At 44.6% G+C, this 23,950-nt stretch carries 21 protein-coding genes and 1 other annotated feature (1 of these 22 only partly in view); of the genes, 3 read left to right on the top strand and 18 right to left on the bottom strand.

Annotation, left to right across the window (positions count from 1 at the left end):
- Window positions 1-61 precede the first annotated feature (61 nt).
- Genes M3079_RS05720 through M3079_RS05705 form a run of 4 tightly spaced genes read right to left on the bottom strand, consistent with a single transcriptional unit; the run spans window position 62 to window position 3,512 of the window.
- On the bottom strand, window positions 62-1,288 hold the full coding sequence (locus tag M3079_RS05720) for an AMP-binding protein (RefSeq protein ID WP_249077860.1): 1,227 nt from the start codon (window positions 1,286-1,288) through the stop codon (window positions 62-64).
- A 1-nt stretch (window position 1,289) separates the two neighbouring features.
- Window positions 1,290-2,420: a thiolase family protein gene (locus M3079_RS05715; protein ID WP_249077859.1), complete on the bottom strand. Its 1,131-nt coding sequence runs from the start codon at window positions 2,418-2,420 to the stop codon at window positions 1,290-1,292.
- A complete protein-coding gene (locus M3079_RS05710; protein WP_249077857.1) occupies window positions 2,420-2,974 on the bottom strand; it encodes a biotin transporter BioY in 555 nt (184 codons plus the stop codon). The genes M3079_RS05715 and M3079_RS05710 overlap by 1 nt, the downstream gene beginning before the upstream one ends.
- A 4-nt stretch (window positions 2,975-2,978) precedes the next feature.
- Window positions 2,979-3,512: a hypothetical protein gene (locus tag M3079_RS05705; protein ID WP_249077855.1), complete on the bottom strand. Its 534-nt coding sequence runs from the start codon at window positions 3,510-3,512 to the stop codon at window positions 2,979-2,981.
- A 211-nt stretch (window positions 3,513-3,723) separates the two neighbouring features.
- Between M3079_RS05705 and M3079_RS05700 the strand changes: the two genes are divergently transcribed.
- Window positions 3,724-5,076, top strand: coding sequence for an MATE family efflux transporter (locus tag M3079_RS05700; RefSeq protein ID WP_249077854.1), 1,353 nt, complete (start codon window positions 3,724-3,726; stop codon window positions 5,074-5,076).
- A gap of 358 nt (window positions 5,077-5,434) precedes the next feature.
- Window positions 5,435-8,875, top strand: coding sequence for a pyruvate carboxylase (pyc, locus tag M3079_RS05695; RefSeq protein WP_249077852.1), 3,441 nt, complete (start codon window positions 5,435-5,437; stop codon window positions 8,873-8,875).
- A gap of 118 nt (window positions 8,876-8,993) precedes the next feature.
- On the opposite strand, the gene M3079_RS05690 is transcribed toward pyc, so the two are convergent.
- The 11 genes from M3079_RS05690 to M3079_RS05640 all read right to left on the bottom strand — a co-directional run bounded on the left by M3079_RS05690 (window position 8,994) and on the right by M3079_RS05640 (window position 19,682).
- Window positions 8,994-10,064 (bottom strand): ABC transporter ATP-binding protein, encoded by a 1,071-nt coding sequence (locus M3079_RS05690; RefSeq protein ID WP_021715138.1) that lies wholly within the window; start codon window positions 10,062-10,064, stop codon window positions 8,994-8,996.
- A 5-nt stretch (window positions 10,065-10,069) separates the two neighbouring features.
- Complete coding sequence (locus M3079_RS05685; RefSeq protein WP_249077850.1) at window positions 10,070-11,761, bottom strand: iron ABC transporter permease; 1,692 nt, start codon at window positions 11,759-11,761, stop codon at window positions 10,070-10,072.
- Entirely contained in the window at window positions 11,758-12,855 is a 1,098-nt protein-coding gene (locus M3079_RS05680) for an ABC transporter ATP-binding protein (protein ID WP_249077849.1), read from the bottom strand. The genes M3079_RS05685 and M3079_RS05680 overlap by 4 nt, the downstream gene beginning before the upstream one ends.
- Window positions 12,856-12,960: 105 nt before the next feature.
- Window positions 12,961-13,986 (bottom strand): ABC transporter substrate-binding protein, encoded by a 1,026-nt coding sequence (locus M3079_RS05675; RefSeq protein ID WP_021715599.1) that lies wholly within the window; start codon window positions 13,984-13,986, stop codon window positions 12,961-12,963.
- 283 nt (window positions 13,987-14,269) lie between these two features.
- On the bottom strand, window positions 14,270-14,590 hold the full coding sequence (locus M3079_RS05670) for a multidrug efflux SMR transporter (RefSeq protein WP_249077846.1): 321 nt from the start codon (window positions 14,588-14,590) through the stop codon (window positions 14,270-14,272).
- Between the two features lie 532 nt (window positions 14,591-15,122).
- On the bottom strand, window positions 15,123-15,602 hold the full coding sequence (locus M3079_RS05665) for a hypothetical protein (RefSeq protein WP_249077844.1): 480 nt from the start codon (window positions 15,600-15,602) through the stop codon (window positions 15,123-15,125).
- A 4-nt stretch (window positions 15,603-15,606) separates the two neighbouring features.
- Window positions 15,607-16,494: a hypothetical protein gene (locus tag M3079_RS05660; RefSeq protein WP_249077842.1), complete on the bottom strand. Its 888-nt coding sequence runs from the start codon at window positions 16,492-16,494 to the stop codon at window positions 15,607-15,609.
- A gap of 332 nt (window positions 16,495-16,826) precedes the next feature.
- Window positions 16,827-17,282 carry a hypothetical protein gene (locus M3079_RS05655; protein WP_249077840.1) on the bottom strand — a complete coding sequence of 152 codons (456 nt, stop codon included), beginning with the start codon at window positions 17,280-17,282 and terminating at the stop codon, window positions 16,827-16,829.
- Window positions 17,283-17,287: 5 nt separating this feature from the next.
- Complete coding sequence (locus tag M3079_RS05650) at window positions 17,288-18,061, bottom strand: DNA methyltransferase (RefSeq protein ID WP_249077838.1); 774 nt, start codon at window positions 18,059-18,061, stop codon at window positions 17,288-17,290.
- A complete protein-coding gene (locus M3079_RS05645) occupies window positions 18,048-19,460 on the bottom strand; it encodes an N-6 DNA methylase (RefSeq protein ID WP_249077836.1) in 1,413 nt (470 codons plus the stop codon). Before M3079_RS05645 ends, M3079_RS05650 begins: the two co-directional genes overlap by 14 nt.
- Before the next feature lie 15 nt (window positions 19,461-19,475).
- A complete protein-coding gene (locus M3079_RS05640) occupies window positions 19,476-19,682 on the bottom strand; it encodes a helix-turn-helix transcriptional regulator (RefSeq protein ID WP_249077834.1) in 207 nt (68 codons plus the stop codon).
- Between the two features lie 162 nt (window positions 19,683-19,844).
- On the opposite strand from M3079_RS05640, the gene M3079_RS05635 reads away from it, so the two are divergent.
- The gene (locus M3079_RS05635; RefSeq protein ID WP_249077832.1) at window positions 19,845-20,513 is read left to right on the top strand and encodes a DNA/RNA nuclease SfsA; all 669 of its coding nucleotides are present in this window, start codon (window positions 19,845-19,847) and stop codon (window positions 20,511-20,513) included.
- A 366-nt stretch (window positions 20,514-20,879) separates the two neighbouring features.
- Here M3079_RS05635 and leuB read toward each other — a convergent pair whose 3' ends face one another.
- The 3 genes from leuB to leuC are packed head-to-tail and all read right to left on the bottom strand — an operon-like array spanning window position 20,880 to window position 23,702.
- Complete coding sequence (gene leuB, locus M3079_RS05630; protein WP_249077829.1) at window positions 20,880-21,950, bottom strand: 3-isopropylmalate dehydrogenase; 1,071 nt, start codon at window positions 21,948-21,950, stop codon at window positions 20,880-20,882.
- 1 nt (window position 21,951) lies between these two features.
- Complete coding sequence (locus tag M3079_RS05625; protein WP_249077828.1) at window positions 21,952-22,443, bottom strand: 3-isopropylmalate dehydratase small subunit; 492 nt, start codon at window positions 22,441-22,443, stop codon at window positions 21,952-21,954.
- A complete protein-coding gene (gene leuC, locus M3079_RS05620; RefSeq protein WP_249077826.1) occupies window positions 22,440-23,702 on the bottom strand; it encodes a 3-isopropylmalate dehydratase large subunit in 1,263 nt (420 codons plus the stop codon). Before leuC ends, M3079_RS05625 begins: the two co-directional genes overlap by 4 nt.
- A 66-nt stretch (window positions 23,703-23,768) precedes the next feature.
- Window positions 23,769-23,950: a binding site (T-box leader), on the bottom strand; it runs 12 nt beyond the window's last position.

Raw genomic sequence — 23,950 nt, 5'->3', positions numbered from 1 at the left:
ATAAAAAAGCTTCTGCATATAATTAATATATCATACAGAAGCTTTCTTAACAATTATATTTTTATTTACAAGATTCCAATATTAGGCTTAGTTTTTTCCTGTCCGTTTTGCCGCTTTCGTTTTTCGGCAGGGCGTCCGTAAAAATTATGCGCTTTGGCAGTTCGTGTTCCGTAAGGCGCGTGCGCAGGCTTTGCAAAAGGCCGGTTTTATTCAGCCCGCGGCCAACTACAAATACCGTCAGCAAATCTTTGCCGCCGCTTTTTTCCGCAAGCGCCGCCGCATCCTCCACGCCGCCGCAGTCAAGCAGCGCGCTTTCAACCTTCAAGCCGGAAACTTTAATACCGTTAATGTTATACATATCGTCGCGGCGCCCTAAAAAGTGCAGCATGCCGTTTTCATCAATGCTGCCGCAGTCGCCAAGCGTTGCCGGGCATTTTACGCCGGCAACGTGAAATTTGGTGTCGATATAAATTTCACCATTGCGCACGCTTACGCCAACGCCCTTAAATGGACGGCCTATCAACGTGCGGTCGCCGGTCATTTCGCTGTCTTTAATGTAGGTTATATAGTTTAACTCGCTCGCGCCGTAATACAGCGTCATTTCCGCATTTGGCAGTACGGCTTTTACTGCGTCCAAATCGTTTTTATCAAACCCCTGCGAACCGGCAATAATGCTTTTAACGCAGTTCAGCGGCGCTTTGCAGCCGCGCGCCAAAAGCCGCAGTTTGGTTGGTATTAAATAAACAACATCGCAGCTGTGCTTTAAAATCATTTCCTGCCACAGGCGCGGGCGGAATTTACCGGCCGCAGCCACCGAAGCACCGGCATAAAGCGCGCCCATATATAAATTAAGGTTGCCGGTAAAAGCCAGGCTGCCCTGCGCAAACATGCAGCTGTCCGGCGTTACGCCAAACACGCGGTTCTGCTCCTCAAAAAAGCCTGCCCAGCTTTCATAAGTGCGGAACAGCACTTTGGCTCTGCCGGTTGTGCCGCTCGTCATGGCACCCATGCAGGCTTCAGGCGGCGGCACAATATCCTTTAAATGCTCCGTATCCGCTTCCTGCGGTGCCAGCACCGGCACATTGTCCGTTCCGGCAAAGGCAATAAATTCAATAAGCTGCTGCGCTATTGCGGATTTTTTTATAAAATACACCCTGCGCCCGCTGGTTACTTCCTGCCTGCGCTGCTGCGCCAGGGCGGTAAGTTCGCCGTAGGTATAAGTATGTTCTTCTGTTATTAAAGCCGCCTTTTCGGGCGGCTTTTCTGCAATCAACTGCAAATAGTCCATATTAACATCTCTCAATCAAAAGTGCCGTGCCAACGCCGCCAGCCGCCGCTACGGATGCCGCACCGAACCTGCCGCCGCGCTTTTGCAGCGATTTTAGCAGGTGCAGCAAAATAATTGCTCCCGAAGCGCCGTAAGGGTGCCCGTACGCCAGCGCGCCGCCGAAAACATTATAACCGTCTTCATGCCCCGGAAAGGCACGGCTGAACATAACGTCGATAACGGCAAAGGCTTCGTTCAGTTCAAAGCAGTCTATCTGCGTATGCGAAAGCCCTGCCCTTTGCAGCAGCGCATTAAGCGCAAGTATTGCGCTTTTGGGGCTTACCAAAGGGTCGCCGCCTGCTGCCGCACTGTGCCGCACTTTGGCCTGCACCGCAAGGTTATGCGCTCTGGCATAACTTTCGCTTGCAAGCAGCACAAACGCCGCGCCGTCATTAGTCAGGCAGGCATTGGCAGCATTGGTAAATCTGCCGCCTTCCAGCACGCAGGGCAGCCTGTCCAAAAGGCGCTGGCTCATTTTGGGGCGTATGCCTTCATCGCGCACCGCGCCGAAGCACGGCACTATAATATCGCTTAACGCTCCGTCTGCCGCTGCCTGTGCCGCCAGCTTATGGCTGCGCAGTACCCAGGGGTCGCTTTCCGCACGGCTGATGTGCTCACGCTCTGCCGTAAGTTCCGCGCCCTCCAGCATTACCGTTTCGCGGTGAATGCCCGGCATGAACTTGGCCACGCTGTAAGTTTCTTCGCCCTTATAATCAGGGTGGTTGGCGTTGTAGCCGCGCCGCGGCTGGGTAGATGTGCTTTCAAACCCGCCGGCAATAATTACCTCCGCCTCGCCTGCTTCAATTTTGGCCGCCGCCATTGCCACGGCTTCCAACCCGCTGCCGCACTGCACATCCACGCTCACGGCGGGTATGCTTTCCGGCAGCCCTGCTTCCAATGCCGCCAGGCGCGCAATGTTGCCGCCAGCGCCCACGCCGTTGCCGCAAATTATCTGCTGCGGCACAACATTATATTTTTCCGTTACCGCTTTCAGCACCGCTGCGCCCAAAAGCTCCGCCGGCACGTGCCTGTACAAGCCGCCCGTCAGCCCAATATAGCTGCGCAGCCCGCCAATTAAACAAACCTTATCCATCAGCGCCCGCCGCCGCCAATCGCTCTTTGAATGGGCGCCGTAATATACGCCGCCGCTATGCACTTAACAATATCCATCGGAATAAACGGCAAAGCGCCGGTAACAACGGCTTCTTCCCAGCCGATGCCGGTAATGAATTTAAGCTGCGCCACGCCCAGAAGGTAAATTACCGGTATGCCAATAACAACGCCCAAAAACGCGCAGCGCTTAAAACCATAGTTATTGCCGCGCAGCCAGCTGATGATAAGCGCTGCCACTAAAAAGCCGAAAATATATCCGCCGGTAGGCCCAAACAGTTTGCCGGGCCCTGCCGTGCCGCCCGTAAACACCGGCAGCCCCGCAAGCCCCATTAAAAGGTATGCGCACATGGTAATAAGCACCTGCCGCGGCGTAAGCAAAAAGCCCAAAAGATTTACAAACACCGTTTGCAGCGATATTGGCGACAGCGAAAACGGCAGCGGAATTATTACATATGCCGATACGCAGTTCATCGCCATTAAAAGCGCCATTTTTACCATCTCGCGGACACCGTCCGGCCTGTTTGTGCCATTCATTGTTTTAACTCTCCTTTATACCTACCGTAAACAGCTCGCGCCCGCCGCAGTAACCGTCAAGCGACATGCCGTTTTTGTATATGTCAATCTGTTCTCCCGCAAAAGCAGGCATTTTAAATTTAACGTCCCAGTTCAGCGGCAGCGGCTTATTTAAAGCGCGCCACAAATGCTCAATCATGCACAGCCCCGGTACAACGGGGTTTTCGCCGCGGTGAATGGAATTAGTATCGTCCACGGCATCAAGATAAGCGTTAATTTCCGGCTTATCAATAACAAAGCTCAGCTGTTTTTCGCCCTGCGGCACCGTTTCCGGCATTTCACCGGCACGCACCAGCGGGCGCAGAAGCGTTACCGTCAGCGAAGCAGCGCCTTCTTTATAAGCCTCGATAATGCCCATGCGCGGCGGCGCCATTTTTACCGGGCGCGTTGCGTAATCTGTATTTTCCAGCGCGGATGCTTTAATAACGGCTCTTGCCATTACCGCTCCGTCATAAGTCGGGCCGTTGTATTCTGATAATGCCCTGATAAGTTTTAACATAGTTCACCACACCTTTACTTTTTAATTATAAGTTTTGCCGTTTTTATTGTCAACCTTTTATGTATTTATGGTTAACTTCATTTTTTTCAGACTTTTGCGAATTTATTTTTTGCTGTTTATTTTACACTTTTCTGCTTGTAAATACAATGCAAACTGCTATAATATAGTTATTTTCTCTGTTTAAAAACTTTTAAAAATAAGGAGCACAATCATGTCCGCAGTAAAAAACGCCGAAGGCACGCAAAAACTTTCCGTTTTTAAAATGACCTGGCCAATTTTTATTGAAATACTTTTGCAGATGATGGTCGGCAATGTCGACCAGTTCATGCTCAGCCATTACTCGCAGCACTCTGTTGCCGCCGTAGGCAACGCCAACCAGATTATCAATATCGTTATCCTCGCTTTAAGCGTAATCAGCATGGCAGCTACCATTTTAATTGCCCAGCACCGCGGCGCGGGCAACCGCGAAAAAGTTGCCGAAGTCTGCACCGTTGCCCTGCTTGCCAATATGGTTTTCGGCGTTATCATCAGCGCGGCACTGTTTATTTTTGACGGTTTCTTTTTAAGCCTCCTGGATGTACCGGCAGACATCTGGGCCGAAGCCTCGCTCTTTTTGCGCTACATAGGTCTTTTTATTGTAGTGCAGTCTGCCTATATCTCTTTTATTTCGTTCTTCCGCGGTTATTCCCTGCTAAAAATTACCATGATTACTTCCGTAGTAATGAACCTTATCAATATCGCGGGCAACTGCATTTTAATTCATGGCCTGGGGCCGATACCGTCACTCGGCGTTTTGGGCGTAACCATATCCACCAACACCAGTAAGGTACTGGGGCTGCTTTTAATTTTATACTTTTTCCGCAAATTTATTGATATCCGCCTTTCGTTTAAATACCTGCGCCCCTTCCCCAAAAACACGCTGTATAAAATTTTGTACCTGGGTCTGCCATCCGGCGGCGAATCGCTTTCCTACCAGATTTCGCAGATGGTTATTATGCGCTTTGTTAACGTAATGGGCATTGTGGTTATTACCACCAAAATTTACGCCTACATCATCGCCATGTTTTCCTACATCTATTCACAGGCGCTTGCCATGGCAACGCAGATTATCGTCGGCTTTTTAATCGGCGCGGGCGACCTTGACGCCGTTGAACAGCGCGTATGGAAAACCATCCGCATTGCCGTTACCATCAGCACAACGGTAACGCTGCTTTTATTTTTTAACAGCGACAGCATTTACGGCATTTTTACCGATAACCCCGAAGTGCTGGAGCTGGGACGGCACATCTTTTTAATAGAAGTGTTTTTGGAAGCAGGGCGCGCCGTGAACATGGTAATGGTTATGAGTTTGCAGGCGGCGGGCGATATTAAATGGCCGGTAACGACGGGGCTTGTTTCCATGTGGAGCGTGGCAACGCTTGGCGCGTGGTTCTTTGGCCTGCACCTTGGCTGGGGCCTCGTGGGCGTATGGCTTGCCATGTGCCTTGATGAATGCCTGCGCGCGCTGGTATTTATTTACCGCTGGAAAAGCGAAGGCTGGCGCAAAAATAATTTGCTGGAGTGACATCTGCAAAGTTAACTGCATATACGCAAAAAGAGTTTGGCACAATGCCAAACTCTTTTTTATCAGCACCTTTCCTGCTGCCTACAATTTGCCACGCGTAATAAAGCGGTATTATAATAAATATGTACGTTACTTTAAGGAGGGTTTGTTATGCGGCACGTTTGGGGTTCAGCAGCCGGTGCTTGATGTTATTACCGCTTTTTTTGACAAATATTTAAAAAATTAACTGTTTTAAACGGCATGTTTTCCTGCATGCCGTTATGTTTTTCTGTATACAGAAATACTTACGCTGAAACCATTGCAATTAGTAACTTTTTTTAATAAAATAGGTACAGTGCTATCCGAAGGAGGGTATACTATGCAAAAAATTAAGTCTGTACTGGTTGCCAACCGCGGCGAAATCGCTATCCGCGTTTTCCGTGCCTGCAACGAACTCGGCATCCGCACAGTGGCAATTTATTCAAAAGAAGACACACTTTCACTGCACCGCAACAAAGCTGACGAAGCCTACCTTGTCGGCGAAGGCAAAGGCCCTATCGATGCTTACCTTGATATTGAAGACATTATCCGTATCGCGCATGAGCACGATGTAGACGCCATCCATCCCGGCTACGGCTTTTTAAGCGAAAACAGCGACCTTGCAAAACGCTGCGCCGAAGAAGGCATTATCTTTATCGGCCCGCGCCTTGAACACCTTATTATGTTCGGCGACAAAGTTAATGCGCGCGAACAGGCCAAGCTTGCCGGCATTCCGATGATTCCGGGCAGCGACGGCCCGATTGACAGCGTTGAAGACGTTTACCGTTTTGTGCAGGCGCACGGCTTCCCCGTTATGCTTAAAGCCGTTAACGGCGGCGGCGGGCGCGGCATGCGCATGGTAAACAGCAACGAAGATTTGGAAACCGTATACAACATGGCTAAATCCGAAGCTATGAAGGCTTTCGGCAGCGATGAAATTTACCTTGAAAAATACCTTGAAAGCCCGAAACATATCGAAGTTCAGATTTTGGGCGACACGCAGGGCAACATTGTGCATTTGTTCGAGCGCGACTGCTCCGTGCAGCGCCGTCACCAGAAACTGGTGGAAATCGCCCCGGCCTTTTCGCTTAAGCCCGAACTGCGCAAGGCAATCTGCGACGCAGCCGTTAAGCTGATGAAAAACGTTAATTACCTCAGCGCCGGTACGGTTGAATTCCTCGTTACCCCGGACGGCAACTTCTACTTTATTGAAGTTAACCCGCGTATTCAGGTTGAACATACCGTTACCGAAGAAATTACCGGCTTTGATATTGTGCAGACCCAGATTAAAATTGCCGAAGGCTATTCCCTGCACAGCCCGGAAATCGGCATTCCCGAACAGGATAAAATTACCAGCTTCGGCCATGCCATTCAGTGCCGTATTACCACTGAAGACCCTGCCAACAACTTTATGCCCGATACCGGCAAGCTGATTGCTTACCGCAGCGGCGGCGGCTTTGGCGTGCGTCTGGACGGCGGCAATGCTTTTACGGGTTCTGTTATTACTCCGTATTACGATTCGCTTTTGGTTAAGGCAACCACCCACGGCCTTACCCACGAAATTGCCATTACCAAAATGCTGCGCTGCTTAAAAGAATTCCGCATCCGCGGCGTTAAAACCAATATTCTGTTCCTTGAAAACGTACTGGCTCACCCCAGTTTCCTTGACGGCAGCTACAATACTTCGTTTGTTGATGAAAACACCGAACTTTTCATCTTCCCGAAAACACTGGACCGCGGCACCAGGCTTTTGCACTACATTGCCGATGTAACCGTTAATGGCTACAACAATGTAGGCGTACAGCCCAAACCGGAATTTGCCCCGCTCAGCCTGCCCAAAGCGTTTAAAGGCACCCCTGCCGACGGCACCAAGCAGATTTTGGATTTGCAGGGTCCGGAAGGGCTTTCCAAATGGGTTATGGACCAGAAAGAAGTGCTGTTTACGGATACCACCTTCCGTGACGCGCACCAGTCGCTGCTTGCAACCCGCATGCGCACCAACGATATGCTGAAAGTTATCGGCACTACCTCAGCCAAGCTGCCTAACCTGTTCAGCTTTGAATGCTGGGGCGGCGCAACTTTTGACGTTGCTTACCGCTTCCTTGACGAAAGCCCTTGGAAACGCCTGCGCCAGTTCCGCGAAAAATGCCCGAACATTCTGTTCCAGATGCTGCTGCGCGGTGCCAATGCCGTTGGCTACACCAGCTATCCGGACAACGTTGTTAAAGAATTTATCCGCCTCAGCGCGAAAAACGGCGTTGACGTGTTCCGCGTATTCGACAGCCTTAACGGCATTGAAAACATGCGCCTTTCACTGGATGCTGTACGCGACGCAGGCAAATTTGCCGAAGCTGCATTATGCTACACCGGCGATATTTTAGACCCGCGCCGTGATAAATACGACCTTAAATATTATGTAACCATGGCGAAAGAACTGGAAAAAACCGGTGCCAACTCCATCTGCATTAAGGATATGGCAGGCCTTTTGAAGCCGGAAGCAGCTTACCAGCTTGTTTCTGCCCTTAAAGAAGCCGTTAACGTGCCTATCCACCTGCATACGCACGAAGGCAGCGGCAACAGCATTTACACTTATGCCCGCGCTATTGACGCCGGCGTAGATATTGTTGACGTAGCCATGAGCGCTATGAGCGGCGGCACTTCCCAGCCGAGCGGCGCAAGCCTGTACTACGCACTTTCCGGCCATCCGCGCCAGCCGCACCTTGACATTAACGCACTTAACGAAATGTCACGTTACTGGGAAAGTGTGCGTCCGTATTATAAAGCAATCGACAACACCGTTTCTTACCCCAACCCGGAAGTTTACATCCACGAAATGCCGGGCGGCCAGTACAGCAACCTGCAGCAGCAGGCTAAAGCAGTAGGCCTCGGCGAACGCTGGGAAGACATTAAAGATATGTATCACCGCGTTTCCATGATGTTCGGCGATATTATTAAAGTAACGCCGTCTTCCAAAATGGTTGGCGATATGGCACTGTTTATGGTGCAGAACGACCTTACCGAAGAAGATATTTATGCCAAAGGCGATTCGCTCAGTTTCCCTGCTTCCGTTGTAGAATTCTTTGAAGGACGCCTGGGCGTACCGTATCAGGGCTTCCCGCAGAAATTGCAGCAAATTATTCTTAAAGGGCGCAAACCTATCGAAGGCCGCCCCGGTGCTGCACTGCCCCCGGCAGATTTTGAAAAAGTACGCGCCAGCCTTGCGGAAATGGGCGCTCCGACCAGCGACGAAGCTGTAAGCAGCTACTGCCTGTACCCGAAAGTATTCAGCGACTGGGCAGTACGCCATGCCGAATTTGGCGATGTTTCCGTACTTGATACGCCTACCTTCTTCTTTGGCATGAAAACCGGCGAAGAAATTAAAGTTGAAATCGAACAGGGCAAAATGCTCGTTATCAAGCTTTTGCAGATAGGCGAAGCAAACGAAGACGGCATCCGTACCATCTTCTTCGAATTCAACGGCCTGCCGCGTGAAATTGATATTAAAGACAGAAATGTTAAATCTACCAACGTAACGCGCAAAAAAGCCGATAAAACCAACCCCGGCGAAATCGGCGCAACCCTTTCCGGTTCCGTTGTTAAACTGCTGGTTGAAAAAGGCCAGGCTGTCGAAAAAGGCACCCCGCTTATCGTAACCGAAGCAATGAAGATGGAAACCACCATCGCCGCACCTATCAGCGGCATTGTATCGCAAATCCATGTAGCGGCCGGCAGCCGTATCGAAAGCGGCGACTGCCTGATGGAAATAGAAATCAAGGCATAAAAATAAACAGTAAAGTAGTATAAAATACCCCGCCTTTACAGGCGGGGTATTTTTGCGTAAAAAAGAGGCATACTATTTGGGTATGCCTCTTTCGCCCTTTCGGGCTATATGTTTTTAATTATTCATCAACCTTGTACCAGAACGGACGCAGGAAATGCAGATAGCATACTTCGCCGGTTTCCGGTCCCGGGTCGCGGCGTCCAATCTGTACGCGCACTTCCTGGTCGCCTATTTTTACAAGGTAGTCGATAATTTCGCCAAGGAAGGCTTTGCGCATTACAACACCGCGTACTGCGTTGATATCGTTTTCATTTGTGAACCTTATTTCAGTCGGGCGGCTGGCAAGGTTAAATACGGCTTCACCCTGCATGCGCGCCGGAACAACAAGCCCCTGCGGCAGCGGGCGGTTATCGCCCTTAATGCAGGCTGCGCCGCTTTGCCATACCACATCGGTAAAGCTCGACACGCCTATGAAGCTGAATACAAATTTATTTGCCGGATTGTTATATACATCAAGCGGCGAATCAATCTGCTGCATTACGCCCAGCTTCATAACAAGAATGCGGTCAGAAAGCGCCATGGCTTCCGACTGGTCGTGCGTAACGTAAATAATGGAAAAACCGTATTTACGCTGCAAGTCTTTAATTTCAAAGCGCATTTCCTCGCGCAGGTGCGGGTCAAGGCTGGAAAGAGGCTCGTCCAGCAGCATAACGTCAGGGTTAATGGCAAGCGCACGCGCCAGCGCAACACGCTGTTTGCCGCCGCCGGAAAGGCTTGCAGGGCTTTCGTTGGCTGATTTTAAAAGGTTTGTTGCCGTAAGCGCGTCTTTAGTGCGCTGCTCAATTTCTGCCGCAGGCAGTTTGCGCAGCCTCAGCGGAAAAGCAACATTTTCATAAACGCTCATATGCGGCCATACGGCAAAAGCCTGAAACACCATGCCAAAATTGCGGTTTTCGGGCGGTGTATAGTGATGCTTTTTAGGAGATGACAACAGACGGTCGCCAACCCATACTTCGCCGTCACTTAAATCCTCAAAGCCTGCCACCATACGCAGGGTAGTTGTTTTTCCGCAGCCGGAAGGACCAAGCATGGAGAAGCACTCGCCTTTGCCGATTTCAAGGTTCAGGTTATCTACGGCAGTAACATTGCCAAAGCGTTTTGTAACGTTAACTAAGCGTATATAAGACATGACGGTTACTCACTCACTTTCTTGGTAAAATGGTTAATCAGCATCTGCCCGCAGACGATGATGATAAGGGCAATACCTGCCAGCGCGGTACTCATAACGGTTTCGCCATCCTCGTTAAGAGTATAAATGGCAACGCCGATAGTTCTTGTGGTAGGCGCATACAGCATAATGGATACGGTAAGTTCACGCAGTGCCGGCAGGAAGATTAAGAAGAACGCGCTAATCATACCCGGGCGAACCAGCGGAATAACAATATCTTTTAAGGACTGCCACATGGTAGCGCCGCAGGAACGCGATGCTTCCATCAAAGAATCGTGTACCTGTTCCAGCGCGGCACTGTTAGCCTTTAAGCTGAATGCCATGTAGCGGGCAATATAGGCAACGAGGATAATCCAAACCGTGTTATACAGGTTGATGCCGAATTTACCGCTCCACGCCAAAATAACGCCCAGCGCGATAACGGAGCCCGGTACGGAGAACGGCAGCATGCCGAGGAATTCCAAAATGCCTTTGCCGCGTACTTTCATCTTAACAATAACGTAAGAAATCATTACGCCTGCAAACATGGTAATAACAGCTGCTGCAAGGCCTAAAGTTACGCTGTTGAAGATAGCGTCTTTGGTTACTTCGTATTCAAACAGAATGTATTTGTAGTTATCAAGCGACAGGTTTTCCCAGGTAAGCGGCAAACCGTAAGTGCTTACGCCGCCAACGAGGAAGATAACCACGGTAGGCAGAAGGATGGTAAAGCCAATATAAGCCAGGCAGAAGAACAGCAGCGGATAACGCAGCCCGCGCAGTTTCAGTTCCATCGGGCGGAAGCTCTTGCCGCCGATAATCTGATAATGGCCGCGGCTCAAAACCTTCTGCTGTGCCCAGATGATAAGCGCAGCCGTTACAACAAGCACCGTTGCAAGTACCGTACCGGTACGGATAGAATCGAAGCTGCCGCCGCTCTGGTGAATTTTTTCGTAAATAAGCGTCGGGATGTTGTAAATGCCCTGCTCAATGCCAAGTACCGCAACCGTGCCGAAATGTGCCATGGAGTACAGCATAATCAGCAGCGCGCCCGACATAATGGAAGGCAGCACCAGCGGAATTGTAATTTTGCGGGTAATGGTAAACAGGCCTGCACCGGAAATACGCGCCGATTCTTCCAAAGTCGGGTCCATGCGTTCCAGCGCGCCGCAAACCTGTATAAATACAAACGGGAATAAGTACATAACTTCTACCAGGCTGATGCCGAAGTAGCTGTAAATATTAAATACAGGTTCCGTAAGGCCAAAGGTTTCCATAAAGAACGTATTAATATAGCCGGAGTTCGGAGAAAGCAGCATCTTCCACGCCAAAGCGCCGATAAAGCTCGGCAGCATAAACGGCACAAGGAACAGGCTCTTCATAAAAGTTTTGTACGGCAGGTCGGTACGGGTAACAAGCCACGCAAAAAACGTGCCTACAATCGTACTGCCAATCGTCGTCATGCTGGCAATAATCAGCGAGTTTTTCAATGCCTGGAAAGTTTCAGGCTCTGTCAGTACAGCGTAAAAGTCGCTGCTGTTAAAAGTACCGTCAACAAAAAAGGCGTTAAACAGAATTAAAAGTACAGGCCACGCAACAAAAATAACCAGTACGGCAATAGAAATTAAAAGAATTATCTGAGCTACGCCAAAACCGGAATCCTTTTTAATTGTACTCATAATTCTTCCACCTCCTTCATCTGAGCCGCATCAAACCAGTACAAGGCACGGAAATTAACAACACATTCCTCGCCCTCGTTAAACATCAGTTTCTCGGAAATCGCTTCATGCGTTACAATTTCCGTACGCAGATGTTCACCGTCAATTTCAATCATATAGTCCATGGTTGCGCCAAGGAAGTTGGCACGTTTAATAATGCCCTTCAGCCCTGTGCCACCGCGGCTAATAATAACATCCGACGGGCGGAAAGCCGCAACCCAGTTTTTAATGCCGCTGCCCTGCGGTTTTTCCCACGGCACCTGCTGCGTGCCGCTGCCGACAAGGTAAGCGCCGTTTTCTTCGCGTACGCCAAGGAAATTGGCGATGCCCATAAATTTAAAAATGAACAAATCGGCAGGCTTTTCAAAAATTTCGTACGGCGTGCCAATCTGGCGGATATGGCCGTTGTTGTCCATAATGGCAATGCGGTCGCTGATGGCAAGCGCAACTTCCTGGTCATGCGTTACATACATAACCGTTATGCCGAACTGACGCTGCAAAGCCTTAATCTCGAAGCGCATTTCCTCACGCAGGTTAGCGTCAAGGTTGGAAAGCGGCTCATCCAGAAGCATAACCGAAGGGTCTGCAACCAGTGCGCGTGCAAGAGCAACACGCTGCTGCTGCCCGCCTGAAAGCTCTGAAGGCAGGCGCTTGTCAAGCCCTTTCATGCCGACAATATCAATCATTTTCATTACTAATTTATCAATTTCTTCTTTCGGGCGTTTTTCCATTTTCAGCGGATACGCAATGTTATCGTAAACCGTCATGTGCGGCCAAACCGCATAATCCTGGAACACAATGCCCAACCCGCGCCTTTCGGGCGGAATATACTCACCGCTGGCGCTGTCGGCAACAACGGTATTATCAATAATAATACGGCCTTCATCCGGAACTTCATGCCCGGCAATAAGGCGTATCAAAACCGTTTTGCCGCAGCCGGAAGGGCCAAGCAGAGTAAAGCACTCGCCTTTTTTTATGCCAAGGTCAAGGCCTTTATGTACCTGATGCTTGCCGTAGGCTTTGGCAACGCCTTCAACCTTAATGATATCTTCCATAAGGCAACCTCCTGTAAATGTATTAACTGCAAAAACGGCGAAACGGGCAACCCCGCTCCGCCGCCTTTCTTAGCCCATTATTTAATTAGCCTTCTTATGCCGGAACTACTGTTTCATCTGCATAATGTCAGAGAATTTCTTAATGGTGTCTTCTTTGGTTTTAATTGCTTCAATGTAGTCAATCTTAATGGATTTTTCCAAAGCTTCTTTCGGAGCAGGCAGATTGAATTTAGCCGGAATTTCTACATCTTCACGTACAGGAATGGTGCCCTGCTGTGCAACGAGAGTCTGTGCTTCTTTGCTGAGCAGATAATCTACAAACTTTTTAGCTGCTTCAGCTTTGGCGCTGTCTTTAAAAATAGCAACCGGGCTCGGAACTACCAGCATTTCGGGCGGATAGCAAAGCTGCAGGTGCGCACCTTTTTCAATTTTAGCATTGGTAATATAGTCTACTGCCAAAGCTGCGGAAAGTTCGCCGGAAGCAGTATCGTCGATAACCTGGCCGGAGCCTTTGCCGATACGGCCGCCGTTGGCTTTAATGTCTTCAAAAAATTTCCAGCCGAACTGTTTTTCCAGAAGCGCAACGCTCATGTAAGAGGTGCCGGAAAGAGCCGGGTTGGCAATGCCGAAACGGTCTTTAAAATCAGGTTTCATCAAATCAGACCACTGGGTAGGAGCGGTTTTAATTTTATCTGTATTAATAACAATGCCAAGAGTACCAAGGCGTGCTGCATGGAAAGAACCGTCGTAATCACTGAACGGATTTACGGTTTCGGGTTCAACAGGGCTCTTGTAATTTAAAAGAATGCCTTCGTTTTTCATGTTATAGAAGTCAGGAACTTCACTTGTCCAGATAACGTCGGCCAAAATTTTGCCGCTCTGGCGTTCTGCGGCAATTTTCGCCATCAGCTTGCCTGCACCGGCAGACTGGTAGTCAACATCAATGCCGGGGTTGGCTTTTTTAAAGCCGTCTACAATGCCTTTAATAAGCGATTCCTTCATGGATGTGTAAACGATGAGCTTCTGGCTGTCATTGGCAGCTTTCTTTTCTTCTCCGCCGCCGCAGCCTGCAACCAGCATCATTAACAGCATCATCACAGAAAGCAGCCACAACGTTGTTTTCTTTAACATCATAAAACCTCCTTAATTTTCCTGCCCTGCGTAACGCCAAGGCAGCTTAAAATATTGTGCGTCAAAATAAAAGTTAAAAATTTAACTGTATTTTTACTTTTATTTAACTAATATTTAACATTAATTTAACACATTATTCAGAAAAATGCAAACACATCTGTCTTTTATTTTGTATACAAAAATTTTCCGTATCAAATGATACATTTGCCCAAAAAACGGGCAGCGCATAATAAAAAAGCTGCCGCTAATAACGGCAGCCCTGCATAATCCTTCCTTATTTAATTTACTGACCGGATGTTAATTTTAAGCCGATAATGCCTGTTAAAAGCATTGCCACAAAAAATAAACGCACCAGCGTAACCGGTTCCTTAAACAAAATAACGCCCACTATAACGGCTCCCAGCGCGCCAATGCCAGTCCAGATGGCATAAGCCGTGCCCATCGGCAGCGATTTAACCGCGTGCGCCAGAAACCAGAAACTGAAACCCATGCCGATAAATGTTAAAACCGTAAACATTACATTGGTAAATCCGTGCGAGTACTTTAAGCAGGTAGACCATACAACCTCAAAAATACCCGCTATAAATAAATCTAACCATGCCATGAATTAAAAACCTCCTTAAAAATGCGGTTAAAACAAAAAATGCCCTTATTTATGCATCTTCTAAGGCCTGCGATACATAAATAAAGGCACCTGCTTAACCGGCGTTAAACAGATTGATGTAAGTATAGCACATTAAAAATTTTTTGGCAAACAACGTATCTGAAATTAAATATCTAACAAAGTATAAACCAAATAGTTTGCGCACAACGGTTTAAAATTGTAAAAAAGTATTTGAACAAATGGGTATAACATATAAACAGAAAATATTTAATACAAATTTGTTGATAAACCGTACTTTATCTGGTAATATTACTAATATTGATAAATTACAAATAATACATAAAAGAATATAACACTAATATATCAATCGTTATAACAGATTAATGAAAAACTCAAAATTTCATTCTTTTAAAAGAGTACTTGAAAACCACGACAGAATCAACACGGTTAATAAAATTATATATAATTTTGTGATATTCCAATAATTCATGAAATGATACAGTAAAACCATCTCTGCATTTTTATTTAATAATTAAATTTTGGGAATCATACTTGCAAAATCCGGTGCATTGGTTTGCATATTCCAAATAGCTATTTTCATCTTTTTAATACGTTTACCATCACCAAAATCAAGTAAATCATCCCTTTTGTAAACATTGAAAAGTTTATTTAATGATCCCAAGTTCGCAGAAGTCATTAAAAATGCTTCTTCCGGATCAATCAGTTTGCAATACGCCCACAGTTGGCCTAAATCACGTAAAGTTAAACTTGTCTTTTTTGCTTCAATAAAAAATAGTTTGAACTTATCTGCGTTCTTTACAATGCCGAGAACATCAATTTGAATATCTACACCGATAGCTTCCTCTTGAATTATATTATACTTTCTAAGAACTCTGTCCAACCGTTCACTATGTGCGTCCACGACAATTATTTCATCAGCAGATTTGTATTTATTCTTCAGATATGTTTTAAGCCATAATTGCATTGGTGGATATAAGTCAAATTCCCTCATAACATTATTCTCCGTATCCTAAATCTTTAGCTATCTGCTTCCACGAATCATAGTGTTTTCCCCTAATTTCTAATGGAATAAATTCATCATTTTCACATGGATGATGTGGTTTGATTCTAATTCTTTCTCGACCATCCCAATAGAATTTGTGAGTTACTTCTTTGGGGATTTTACCCTCTGATTGAATACCATCAACTAATTCTGTTGCAAACTGAGCAAGAGCTTCTCTTTTGTGTAAAACAGCAAATCCTATGGGCAAAAATTCATTTGCCCATATTTTAATTTGATGTTCCTTTTTCCAAAAGTCAGATTTTCCTTCTTCGTATTTAACAAGATTTCCGTCACGCATATTAGGATGAGCCCAATCTATTGCTTGTACAGGAATATTGACATCTTTAAGTAAACGACAAATATCACTTACCAAGTACCAATTATGTGGTACCTCTAAGTAAACTCGATGCATATAGGTTTTAAAGAAATAGTTGCTTCTACGAATATAACCTGTAACATCAGCAAAGCCTTGTAAAAAAGAAATTTTTTCATCACGAGTAAAAGAAAACACTTCTTCATCAATTCTTATATTTTCATGAGATACAGCATTGTCAATATAACGTAAAATCTCTCTCATCATATATTCATCATTTTTTTTAGTAAAAGAAATAATAGAATAATTATCCTGCTGAGTAAAGTTTAATCCTGTACCAATTAATGGTTCTAATACTGTGCGAATATCGGTTATACTTGCACGTACATATATTCTAACATCGTTATTATTTTCTGTTGCCAGTTTTTTGTGTGGAATTTCAATAGATATGGTGGTTTCTGATACACCACGTCTTACTTCTCCATTGCCACAAATCATACCTAAAAGATAAGACATTTCTCGATTCATACAATCACAACCTTTTATTTTATTCTTATTTTTTACCAATAAAATAAACATTATTATTTATTATTTAGAAAACACAAACAATCGGTCTTTTATACTTTACTTCTTTCGGACAATTGAGCTATGTTAGAAGACTGAAAAGAAGGAACTCCAAAATATAATTTAAATTAGCATTTTTTGCAATACAATTATTCCAGCAAACTCAATTGTAATAGCGGCACATGTCATTAATAAATATGATTATTGTTTCTCGCCTTGATTCTACAAAGAATTATCCACCTTTGTGCTTAATATGATATAGAAAATTCAAATTCTTTCTATTGTAAATTAATCAATTACAAATTATAACCACGATCGAAATCTACAACGTTTGTAGGGTGCAAACGTGCTACAATGGCACGTATTGTTGCAGCATTTTGATGTTCACCAAAACAAAAACCATAATTTTTAACTATTCGTTCAATAAATTTTCCTCGATTAATTCTATTTACATAATTACCAACTCCAGCCTTAAGATGTGGTAATAGAATTATCGGACAATTCCTTGTGTTTAAAAAATATATACGTAGTTGACAACCTTGTTTCATTATATTGCCACCGGTAGTTTCACCTTGAGTTATTGGATAATAAGGCTCCCCTGGAAATTCTCGTTCAAACATAAATGCTTTCTCTTCTGGAATTTGCGCCTCAATCAAACCTACCCTTCCAGGAGTGCTCATATATCCAAGTATCAAGCAAAGTTCGGCTATTGATACATTAATATCTGAAGCCCTTGAACTTAACAACGTCATAACATCTACTCCTTGATAAATATCAAAAGGTATTCGTGAACCTTGTTGATACGAAATTTGTATGGATATCCTAGCGGACGCATATTATTGTAATCTGCTTGTCTATCCCAAATAATTAGATCATCGTAAATAAATCCGACCTTTTGTAATGCTGTAGCTAAATCACTATGCAAAGGATAAAAATTGCTTTTTTTGCGAATATCCATTACATTTACAATACAATAACCACCTTTTTTCAAAACTCTATTAACTGAAACAAAAAGGTTTGATAACGTATTTACAAATTCATTATAATTTGCAATATTTCCAATATCATTAGTCTTATCAGAGTAATTTATAGCCTCTTTTTGGTCAGCGCTGCGTTTCATATTGAGAATATCCCAATATGGTGGAGATGTGACACAAATATCAAAGTGATTTGCAGGAAGCATTTTTAACACTTCAAAACTATCACCATTAATTATCTGAATTTTATCATCTTTTCCCACACGTTGTTTTGCTATATTACAAAAAGCATCAGATAAATCAATCCCTACAGCCTCACATCCAAGCTTTTGTGCAGCTACAGTTGTAGAGCCAATACCATTAAAAGGATCTAATACACACGAATTTGCTTTTGAAAAAGTACGTATTAGTTTTTCGCATAACGAAACCGGATAAGATGCTGGATGCTTAAAATCTTTTTCTTCTTTTGTTTTGGATAAATCTCGCCAAATGCTAAAAGAATTTTGAAGCCACTCTTTTCCAGTAAGATCATTGCATTTTTTAGAATTGACCATCGGATATCCACCTTTTAGACTGAATTCTTTTTACTTCACAATCAATATAATCAGATTCTTTTTTATTAATACCGTATGCTTTGTATACTATCTGATTTAATTCTTCTAAACAGTCGAACCATTCTTGACTCATATAATCATTGCTTTCTAATCTGCTAACTAAGCTGAGTATAGAATCAAAATATATTTCTTGTTGATTAGTTGACGGAAGTGGTATTTTCTTTAAGTATTTTGCATCTGTATGCATTGTAAGTTTAGAGTAATTATAACAGTATTTGTACAAGAAAAAATTACACAACCGTGAATGAAGTATGCCCAATATGTAACGACACATTTTCTCGTCACCATCTGTGAATACAGTAACCGTCTGTGTTGCTTCCATATTACCGCCAAAAGCAGCTATTATACCAGCTTCTGCACTATAAATATTTTGGATGAAAAGCTTATTACCAGTTGTGGGAACAGTATGATTTTTATATCCAAATTTACGTATTTCTTTCCCTGCTATCGCATCTGTTGAAACAGATTTTCCTCTACCTACATAACCATTACATAAATCGGCTAATGTTTGATATGAGGAAATTAGTTTTTTATAAGTTGAATAATCTTCTGAACAATTAAAAATTAGTATTTCATCTTTGTAAAACGATTGAGGAATATTGCACATAGTTACAAAACGATTACTTGATAACTTTTTCAACTTGATTTTATGCTTTCTATCTGCTACACAATTTTTTACTGTAAGAATAATTTGCTCTCCTCGAACATTCTTGAAATAAGCTCCAATATCTATTATAGAAACAATAGTTTTTTCTTCAAGAATTGTTCTCCGCAATAGGCTATATCCAGCAACATGCAAAAAGTTTTTTGGAATTATATAAGATACAATACCATTAGTTTTTACGATTTCAAAAGCTCGTACTAATGCTGCTACAAACAAATTGTTACCGAAATCAGACACTCTACGTCTAAAAAGATAATCACAGTTTAATTCAATATCACCAGACAAAGGAACATAAGGTGGATTACCTATAACAACATCAGGTTGATTAATCTCTTCAAATTCACTCAACAGAGTAGAAGCTGTTTGGCCAATAGAATCGCAGACGATAAAAGAAACATTGTTAATATTATTCAAGCAAAATTTGATAGCATTTTTATCTTTGTCTGCACCAAAAAGATTGATAAAGCCATGTTTTTTAGCGGCATAAAGAAAAACTCCTGATCCACAGCAAGGATCCATTATTATTGTATCTTTTGGAAGTTTCAGTTCTGTTAACATTTTTTCGGCAAGTGATAGGTCTGTATAAAAAACTCCATTAACTTTTTTATAACTGTTTTCAAGAGAGTTTTCATATACATTAGAAGCATCTATGTAAGCGTTTTGAGCAAGACTCATAACAAACTCTCCTTTCTAGTTATTTTCAATAACATCCATAATGTCTCCAATATTACACCCCAAGACACCACACAGTTTAATCATGACTTCCATTGACACAGGCTGATTTTTGCTTAGTTTTGACAAAGTTGTAGAACCAATACCTGCAGCTTTTTTCAATTCCATTTTTTTCATATTCTTATCAATAAGAAGTTTCCATAGTTTATTGTACGAAACAGCCATAACAGATACCTCGCTTTCAAATACAGCAATTAAATTATACCATTAAATTCGATAGTATGCAATATTTTTATGATTTAAGGGAAAATTATTCCATGCTATCGGTTGCTCGAGATTGATTATTATATATTTTTATGATACAATTTGAATCAAGAGGTAGATTATATGCTTAATATTATAGATTTCAAACTATATAAAGCCGTATTTATATCAGAAGGAAAAAGCAGATTCATTTGCAATATTTCATATAACGATGATGTTTTTGAGTGTTATGTTCCGATTACGTGCAAACTTAGTAAATTAATATCTTTGAATAACAAAGATATTTTGATAAGAGCGTCAACCAAAGCAGCTAAACGATTAAAATATACTTTATTTGCGGTTCGAAACAACAAAGATTATTTTATTGTTGATACAGGATTTGCAAATCATATTGTAAAAGCACACTTAGCTGAATATAAAGATTTATTTTATCCAGAGCAAGTTATTGATAATTACAAGTGCGATTTTTATTCAAATACATCTAAAACAATAGTTGAAGTAAAAAGTATAATTACAGAAGATAAAGTTTTGTTGATACCAAATATGAAAAGTCAAAGAGCAATCAACCAGTTACAAAGCATTTGCTCATTATTGTCCAAAGGATATCAAGCCGAATATTTTATAGTAGCGTTCGCACCTCAAATTGAGAAAATAATATTTGATACAACAAAAAAAGCAGGTCAATTATTAGCTGAAGTTACAAGCTTAGGTGGAAAAATAACTTGTATAAAAATTTCGTTCGATGAATCATATAAAATTTATTGCGATAAATTAACATATTTGTTTATATAATTCTTTGTTGTTTACAAAAAAAGTGTTGTCAAACGATTGTTATGTAGAATATAACAAATTACTCTCATCAAAGAAAATGACTGAACATCTTTCTTCACATATTTTGATAGACGTCTGTTATCAAAAATGCGGTTAAAACAAAAAATGCCCTTATTTATGTATCTTCTAAGGCCTGCGATACATAAATAAAGGCACCTGCTTAACCGGCGTTAAACAGATTGATGTAAGTATAGCACATTAAAAATTTTTTGGCAACATCAGTTTAAAAGGCGCAACCCATACGGTCTGCGCCCTTTTTCTTTCCCTTATTTATAACTGTTTATAATATCTCTAATTTATCTGTGTTTCCCTTATTTTACGGCTGCTTTATTTTACTGCTTCCGCTACAAGCTTGCCCATTTCGGCAGTGCTTACTTTCTTCAGGCCTTCCGCCCACAGGTCAGGCGTGCGGTAGCCTGCTTCCAGCACTTCGTCAACGGCGCGTTCAACTGCGTCTGCCGCTACGTCCTGGTTCAGCGAATAGCGCAGCATCATGGCAACGCTTAAAATGGTAGCCAGCGGGTTGGCAATGCCCTGCCCCGCAATATCAGGCGCACTGCCGTGGATAGGCTCATACATGCCTGCTCCGTCGCCTAGGCTTGCACTCGGCAGTAAACCGATGCTGCCTGCAATGGTGCTTGCTTCGTCACTTAAAATATCACCGAAAATGTTATTGGTTAAAACAACGTCAAACTGTTTCGGGTTCAGCACCAGCTGCATGGCGCAGTTATCTACATAAAAATGGTTCAGTTCAACGTCGGTGTATTCCTTGTCGCGCATTTCGGTAACAATTTTGCGCCACATACGGCTGCTGCCCAGCACGTTGGCTTTATCAACGCTTGTTACCTTGCCGCCGCGTTTGCGAGCCGCTTCAAAGGCAAAGCGGGCAATGCGCTCTACTTCCGGGCGGGTGTACATTTCAATGTCGCTTGCTTCTTCCACGCCGTCGGCGTTAAGATGTGCTTCGTTATGCGTGCCAAAGTAAATACCGCCGGTCAGTTCGCGTACAATTAAAAGGTCAGCACCTTCGGCACGTTCGGTTTTAAGCGGGCTGAGATGCGCCGTATATTTGGAAACCTTCATCGGGCGCAGGTTGCAGTACAGCCCCAGCCCTTTGCGGATGTTTAACAGGCCTTTTTCCGGGCGGATGGAAGGGTCAACATTATCCCATTTCGGGCCGCCTACCGCACCCAAAAGCACTGCGTCGCTTGCTTTGGCACTTGCCAGAGTTTCTTCCGGCAGCGGCGTGCCGAAAGCGTCAATAGCCGCACCGCCAATCAGTTTTTTATCGTATTCAACGGTAAAGTTATATTTTTTAGCCGCTGCGTCCAGTACTTCAACGGCAGCGTCAACAATTTCCACGCCGATACCGTCGCCCGGCAGTAAAGTTATCTTCATATTATTGTTCTCCTTTAAGGTAGTTAATCAGCCCGCCGCAGTCGGCAATTTTCTGAATAAATTCCGGCAGCGGTTTTGTTTTAATGGTAATGTTTTTATTAACAATTTTAATTTCGCCTTTGGCCATATCCACGTCAAGCTCGTCACCGGCTTCAATTTTTTCCACGTCAGTGCCAATTTCCAGCACCGGCAGGCCGATGTTGATGGCATTGCGGTAAAAAATACGCGCGAAGCTGTCGGCAATAATGCACTTAACGCCTTTAACTTTCAGCACAATGGGCGCGTGCTCGCGGCTGGAGCCGCAGCCGAAGTTTTTGCCTGCCACAACAATGTCGCCCGGCTTTACGTTAGCGGCAAAATTAACGGTTAAATTTTCTTTGGAATCTTCCATGGCATGTTCTGCCAGTTCGTTAAAATCGCTGATGTTCAAATATCTTGCCGGAATGATAACATCCGTATCTACATGGTCGCCATAACGCCAAACTTTACTCATTTCATTACCTCCTCGGGGCTGGTAATATAACCGGTTACTGCGCTTGCAGCCGCCGTGTACGGGCTTGCCAGGTAAACCTCGCTGTCTACATGGCCCATACGCCCGCGGAAGTTGCGGTTGGTTGTGGAAACAGCCCTTTCGCCCGCAGCCAGAATGCCCATATACCCACCAAGGCACGGCCCGCAGGTCGGGGTGGAAACAGCCGCACCGGCATCAATAAAGGTATCAATATAGCCAAGTTTCATGGCTTCTTTATAAATTTCCTGCGTTGCAGGGATGATAATGCAGCGTACGGAAGGATGAACCTTGCGTCCCTTCAGCACTTCCGCAGCCTGCGCCAAATCTTCAAGGCGTCCGTTCGTGCAGCTGCCCACAACAACCTGGTCGATTTTAATATCGCGCCCTTCCGCTGCCGGGTGCGTATTTTCCGGCAGGTGCGGATAAGCAACAACAGGTACAAGTTTATCAAGTTCAATTTTAATTTCGCGCACATAGTTTGCGTCGGCGTCAGCCTCAACGCCCTGCCAGTCGCGGTCTACACGGCCTTTAAGGTAAGCTTTTGTTTTTTCGTCCACCGGGAAAATGCCGTTTTTGGCGCCTGCTTCAATCGCCATGTTGCAAATGGTAAAGCGGTCTGCCATTTCCAGTTCTGCCACGCCGTCGCCGCAGAATTCCAGCGACTGGTAACGCGCGCCGTCAACGCCAATCATGCCGATTAAAGTTAAAATAACGTCCTTGCCTTTTACAAAGCGCGGCAGCTTGCCGGTAAGTTCAACCTTAATGGCAGCCGGTACTTTAAACCAGCTGGTGCCGCTTGCCATGGCGCAGCCGATATCCGTAGAACCCATGCCGGTAGAAAGCGCGTTTACCGCACCGTAAGTGCAGGTGTGCGAATCCGCGCCGATAACAATTTCGCCCGGCGCAACAAGCCCGTTGTCCGGCAGCAGGGTATGCTCAATACCCATGCGCCCAACTTCAAAATAGTTTTTAATTTCGTTTTCACGCGCAAAATCACGCATGGTTTTGCACATGGTAGCCGCTTTAATATCCTTGCAGGGAGAAAAATGATCCGGCACAAGCGCAATTTTATTTTTGTCAAAAACCGGTTTGCCGATTTTTTTGAACTCATTAATTGCCGGCGGGCCTGTAATATCGTTAGCCAGCACCAAATCCACCTGCGATACCAACAGGTCGCCTGCCGATACTTCGGGGCGTCCGGCGTGTTTTGCCAGTATCTTCTCCGTCATTGTCATTCCCATAATAACTGCCTCCTGTATTTTTTACTCCATAAAGCTAAATAAAAAACCCCTGCCTGCACTAATGCAGACAGGGGCGATTATTAACCGCGGTACCACCCTGATTGGGGCTTCATTATGCTTAACGCTGCTCTGCGTCGCTTCCTACTCCGTTCAAAAGCGCGGCTCCCGGGCGAGCTTTTGCTGCTTTGCCGCTGCGGCTTGCACCATCCGCCGCTTCTCTTTGCCGGTTTTAACAGCCTGTTCCCGTT

This window comes from Phascolarctobacterium sp. ET69 (genome assembly GCF_023336935.1).
In the GTDB taxonomy this organism is placed as follows: domain Bacteria; phylum Bacillota; class Negativicutes; order Acidaminococcales; family Acidaminococcaceae; genus Fusicatenibacter_A; species Fusicatenibacter_A intestinipullorum.
Note: the sequence above shows the minus strand (reverse complement) of the source record. Positions and strands in the feature narration are given on the sequence as shown.

What these genes read in the sequence shown, in the direction of transcription:
- M3079_RS05665 (WP_249077844.1), bottom strand. Translation starts at nt 15,602, where the DNA reads ATGAGGGAATTTGACTTATATCCACCAATGCAATTATGGCTTAAAACA.
- M3079_RS05655 (WP_249077840.1), bottom strand. Translation starts at nt 17,282, where the DNA reads ATGACGTTGTTAAGTTCAAGGGCTTCAGATATTAATGTATCAATAGCC.
- leuC (WP_249077826.1), bottom strand. Translation starts at nt 23,702, where the DNA reads ATGGGAATGACAATGACGGAGAAGATACTGGCAAAACACGCCGGACGC.
- M3079_RS05685 (WP_249077850.1), bottom strand. Translation starts at nt 11,761, where the DNA reads ATGAGTACAATTAAAAAGGATTCCGGTTTTGGCGTAGCTCAGATAATT.
- M3079_RS05680 (WP_249077849.1), bottom strand. Translation starts at nt 12,855, where the DNA reads ATGGAAGATATCATTAAGGTTGAAGGCGTTGCCAAAGCCTACGGCAAG.
- M3079_RS05650 (WP_249077838.1), bottom strand. Translation starts at nt 18,061, where the DNA reads ATGGTCAATTCTAAAAAATGCAATGATCTTACTGGAAAAGAGTGGCTT.
- M3079_RS05705 (WP_249077855.1), bottom strand. Translation starts at nt 3,512, where the DNA reads ATGTTAAAACTTATCAGGGCATTATCAGAATACAACGGCCCGACTTAT.
- M3079_RS05625 (WP_249077828.1), bottom strand. Translation starts at nt 22,443, where the DNA reads ATGAGTAAAGTTTGGCGTTATGGCGACCATGTAGATACGGATGTTATC.
- M3079_RS05675 (WP_021715599.1), bottom strand. Translation starts at nt 13,986, where the DNA reads ATGTTAAAGAAAACAACGTTGTGGCTGCTTTCTGTGATGATGCTGTTA.
- M3079_RS05700 (WP_249077854.1), top strand. Translation starts at nt 3,724, where the DNA reads ATGTCCGCAGTAAAAAACGCCGAAGGCACGCAAAAACTTTCCGTTTTT.
- M3079_RS05635 (WP_249077832.1), top strand. Translation starts at nt 19,845, where the DNA reads ATGCTTAATATTATAGATTTCAAACTATATAAAGCCGTATTTATATCA.
- M3079_RS05640 (WP_249077834.1), bottom strand. Translation starts at nt 19,682, where the DNA reads ATGGCTGTTTCGTACAATAAACTATGGAAACTTCTTATTGATAAGAAT.
- M3079_RS05670 (WP_249077846.1), bottom strand. Translation starts at nt 14,590, where the DNA reads ATGGCATGGTTAGATTTATTTATAGCGGGTATTTTTGAGGTTGTATGG.
- M3079_RS05645 (WP_249077836.1), bottom strand. Translation starts at nt 19,460, where the DNA reads ATGAGTCTTGCTCAAAACGCTTACATAGATGCTTCTAATGTATATGAA.
- M3079_RS05660 (WP_249077842.1), bottom strand. Translation starts at nt 16,494, where the DNA reads ATGAATCGAGAAATGTCTTATCTTTTAGGTATGATTTGTGGCAATGGA.
- M3079_RS05690 (WP_021715138.1), bottom strand. Translation starts at nt 10,064, where the DNA reads ATGTCTTATATACGCTTAGTTAACGTTACAAAACGCTTTGGCAATGTT.
- leuB (WP_249077829.1), bottom strand. Translation starts at nt 21,950, where the DNA reads ATGAAGATAACTTTACTGCCGGGCGACGGTATCGGCGTGGAAATTGTT.
- M3079_RS05710 (WP_249077857.1), bottom strand. Translation starts at nt 2,974, where the DNA reads ATGAATGGCACAAACAGGCCGGACGGTGTCCGCGAGATGGTAAAAATG.
- M3079_RS05715 (WP_249077859.1), bottom strand. Translation starts at nt 2,420, where the DNA reads ATGGATAAGGTTTGTTTAATTGGCGGGCTGCGCAGCTATATTGGGCTG.
- pyc (WP_249077852.1), top strand. Translation starts at nt 5,435, where the DNA reads ATGCAAAAAATTAAGTCTGTACTGGTTGCCAACCGCGGCGAAATCGCT.
- M3079_RS05720 (WP_249077860.1), bottom strand. Translation starts at nt 1,288, where the DNA reads ATGGACTATTTGCAGTTGATTGCAGAAAAGCCGCCCGAAAAGGCGGCT.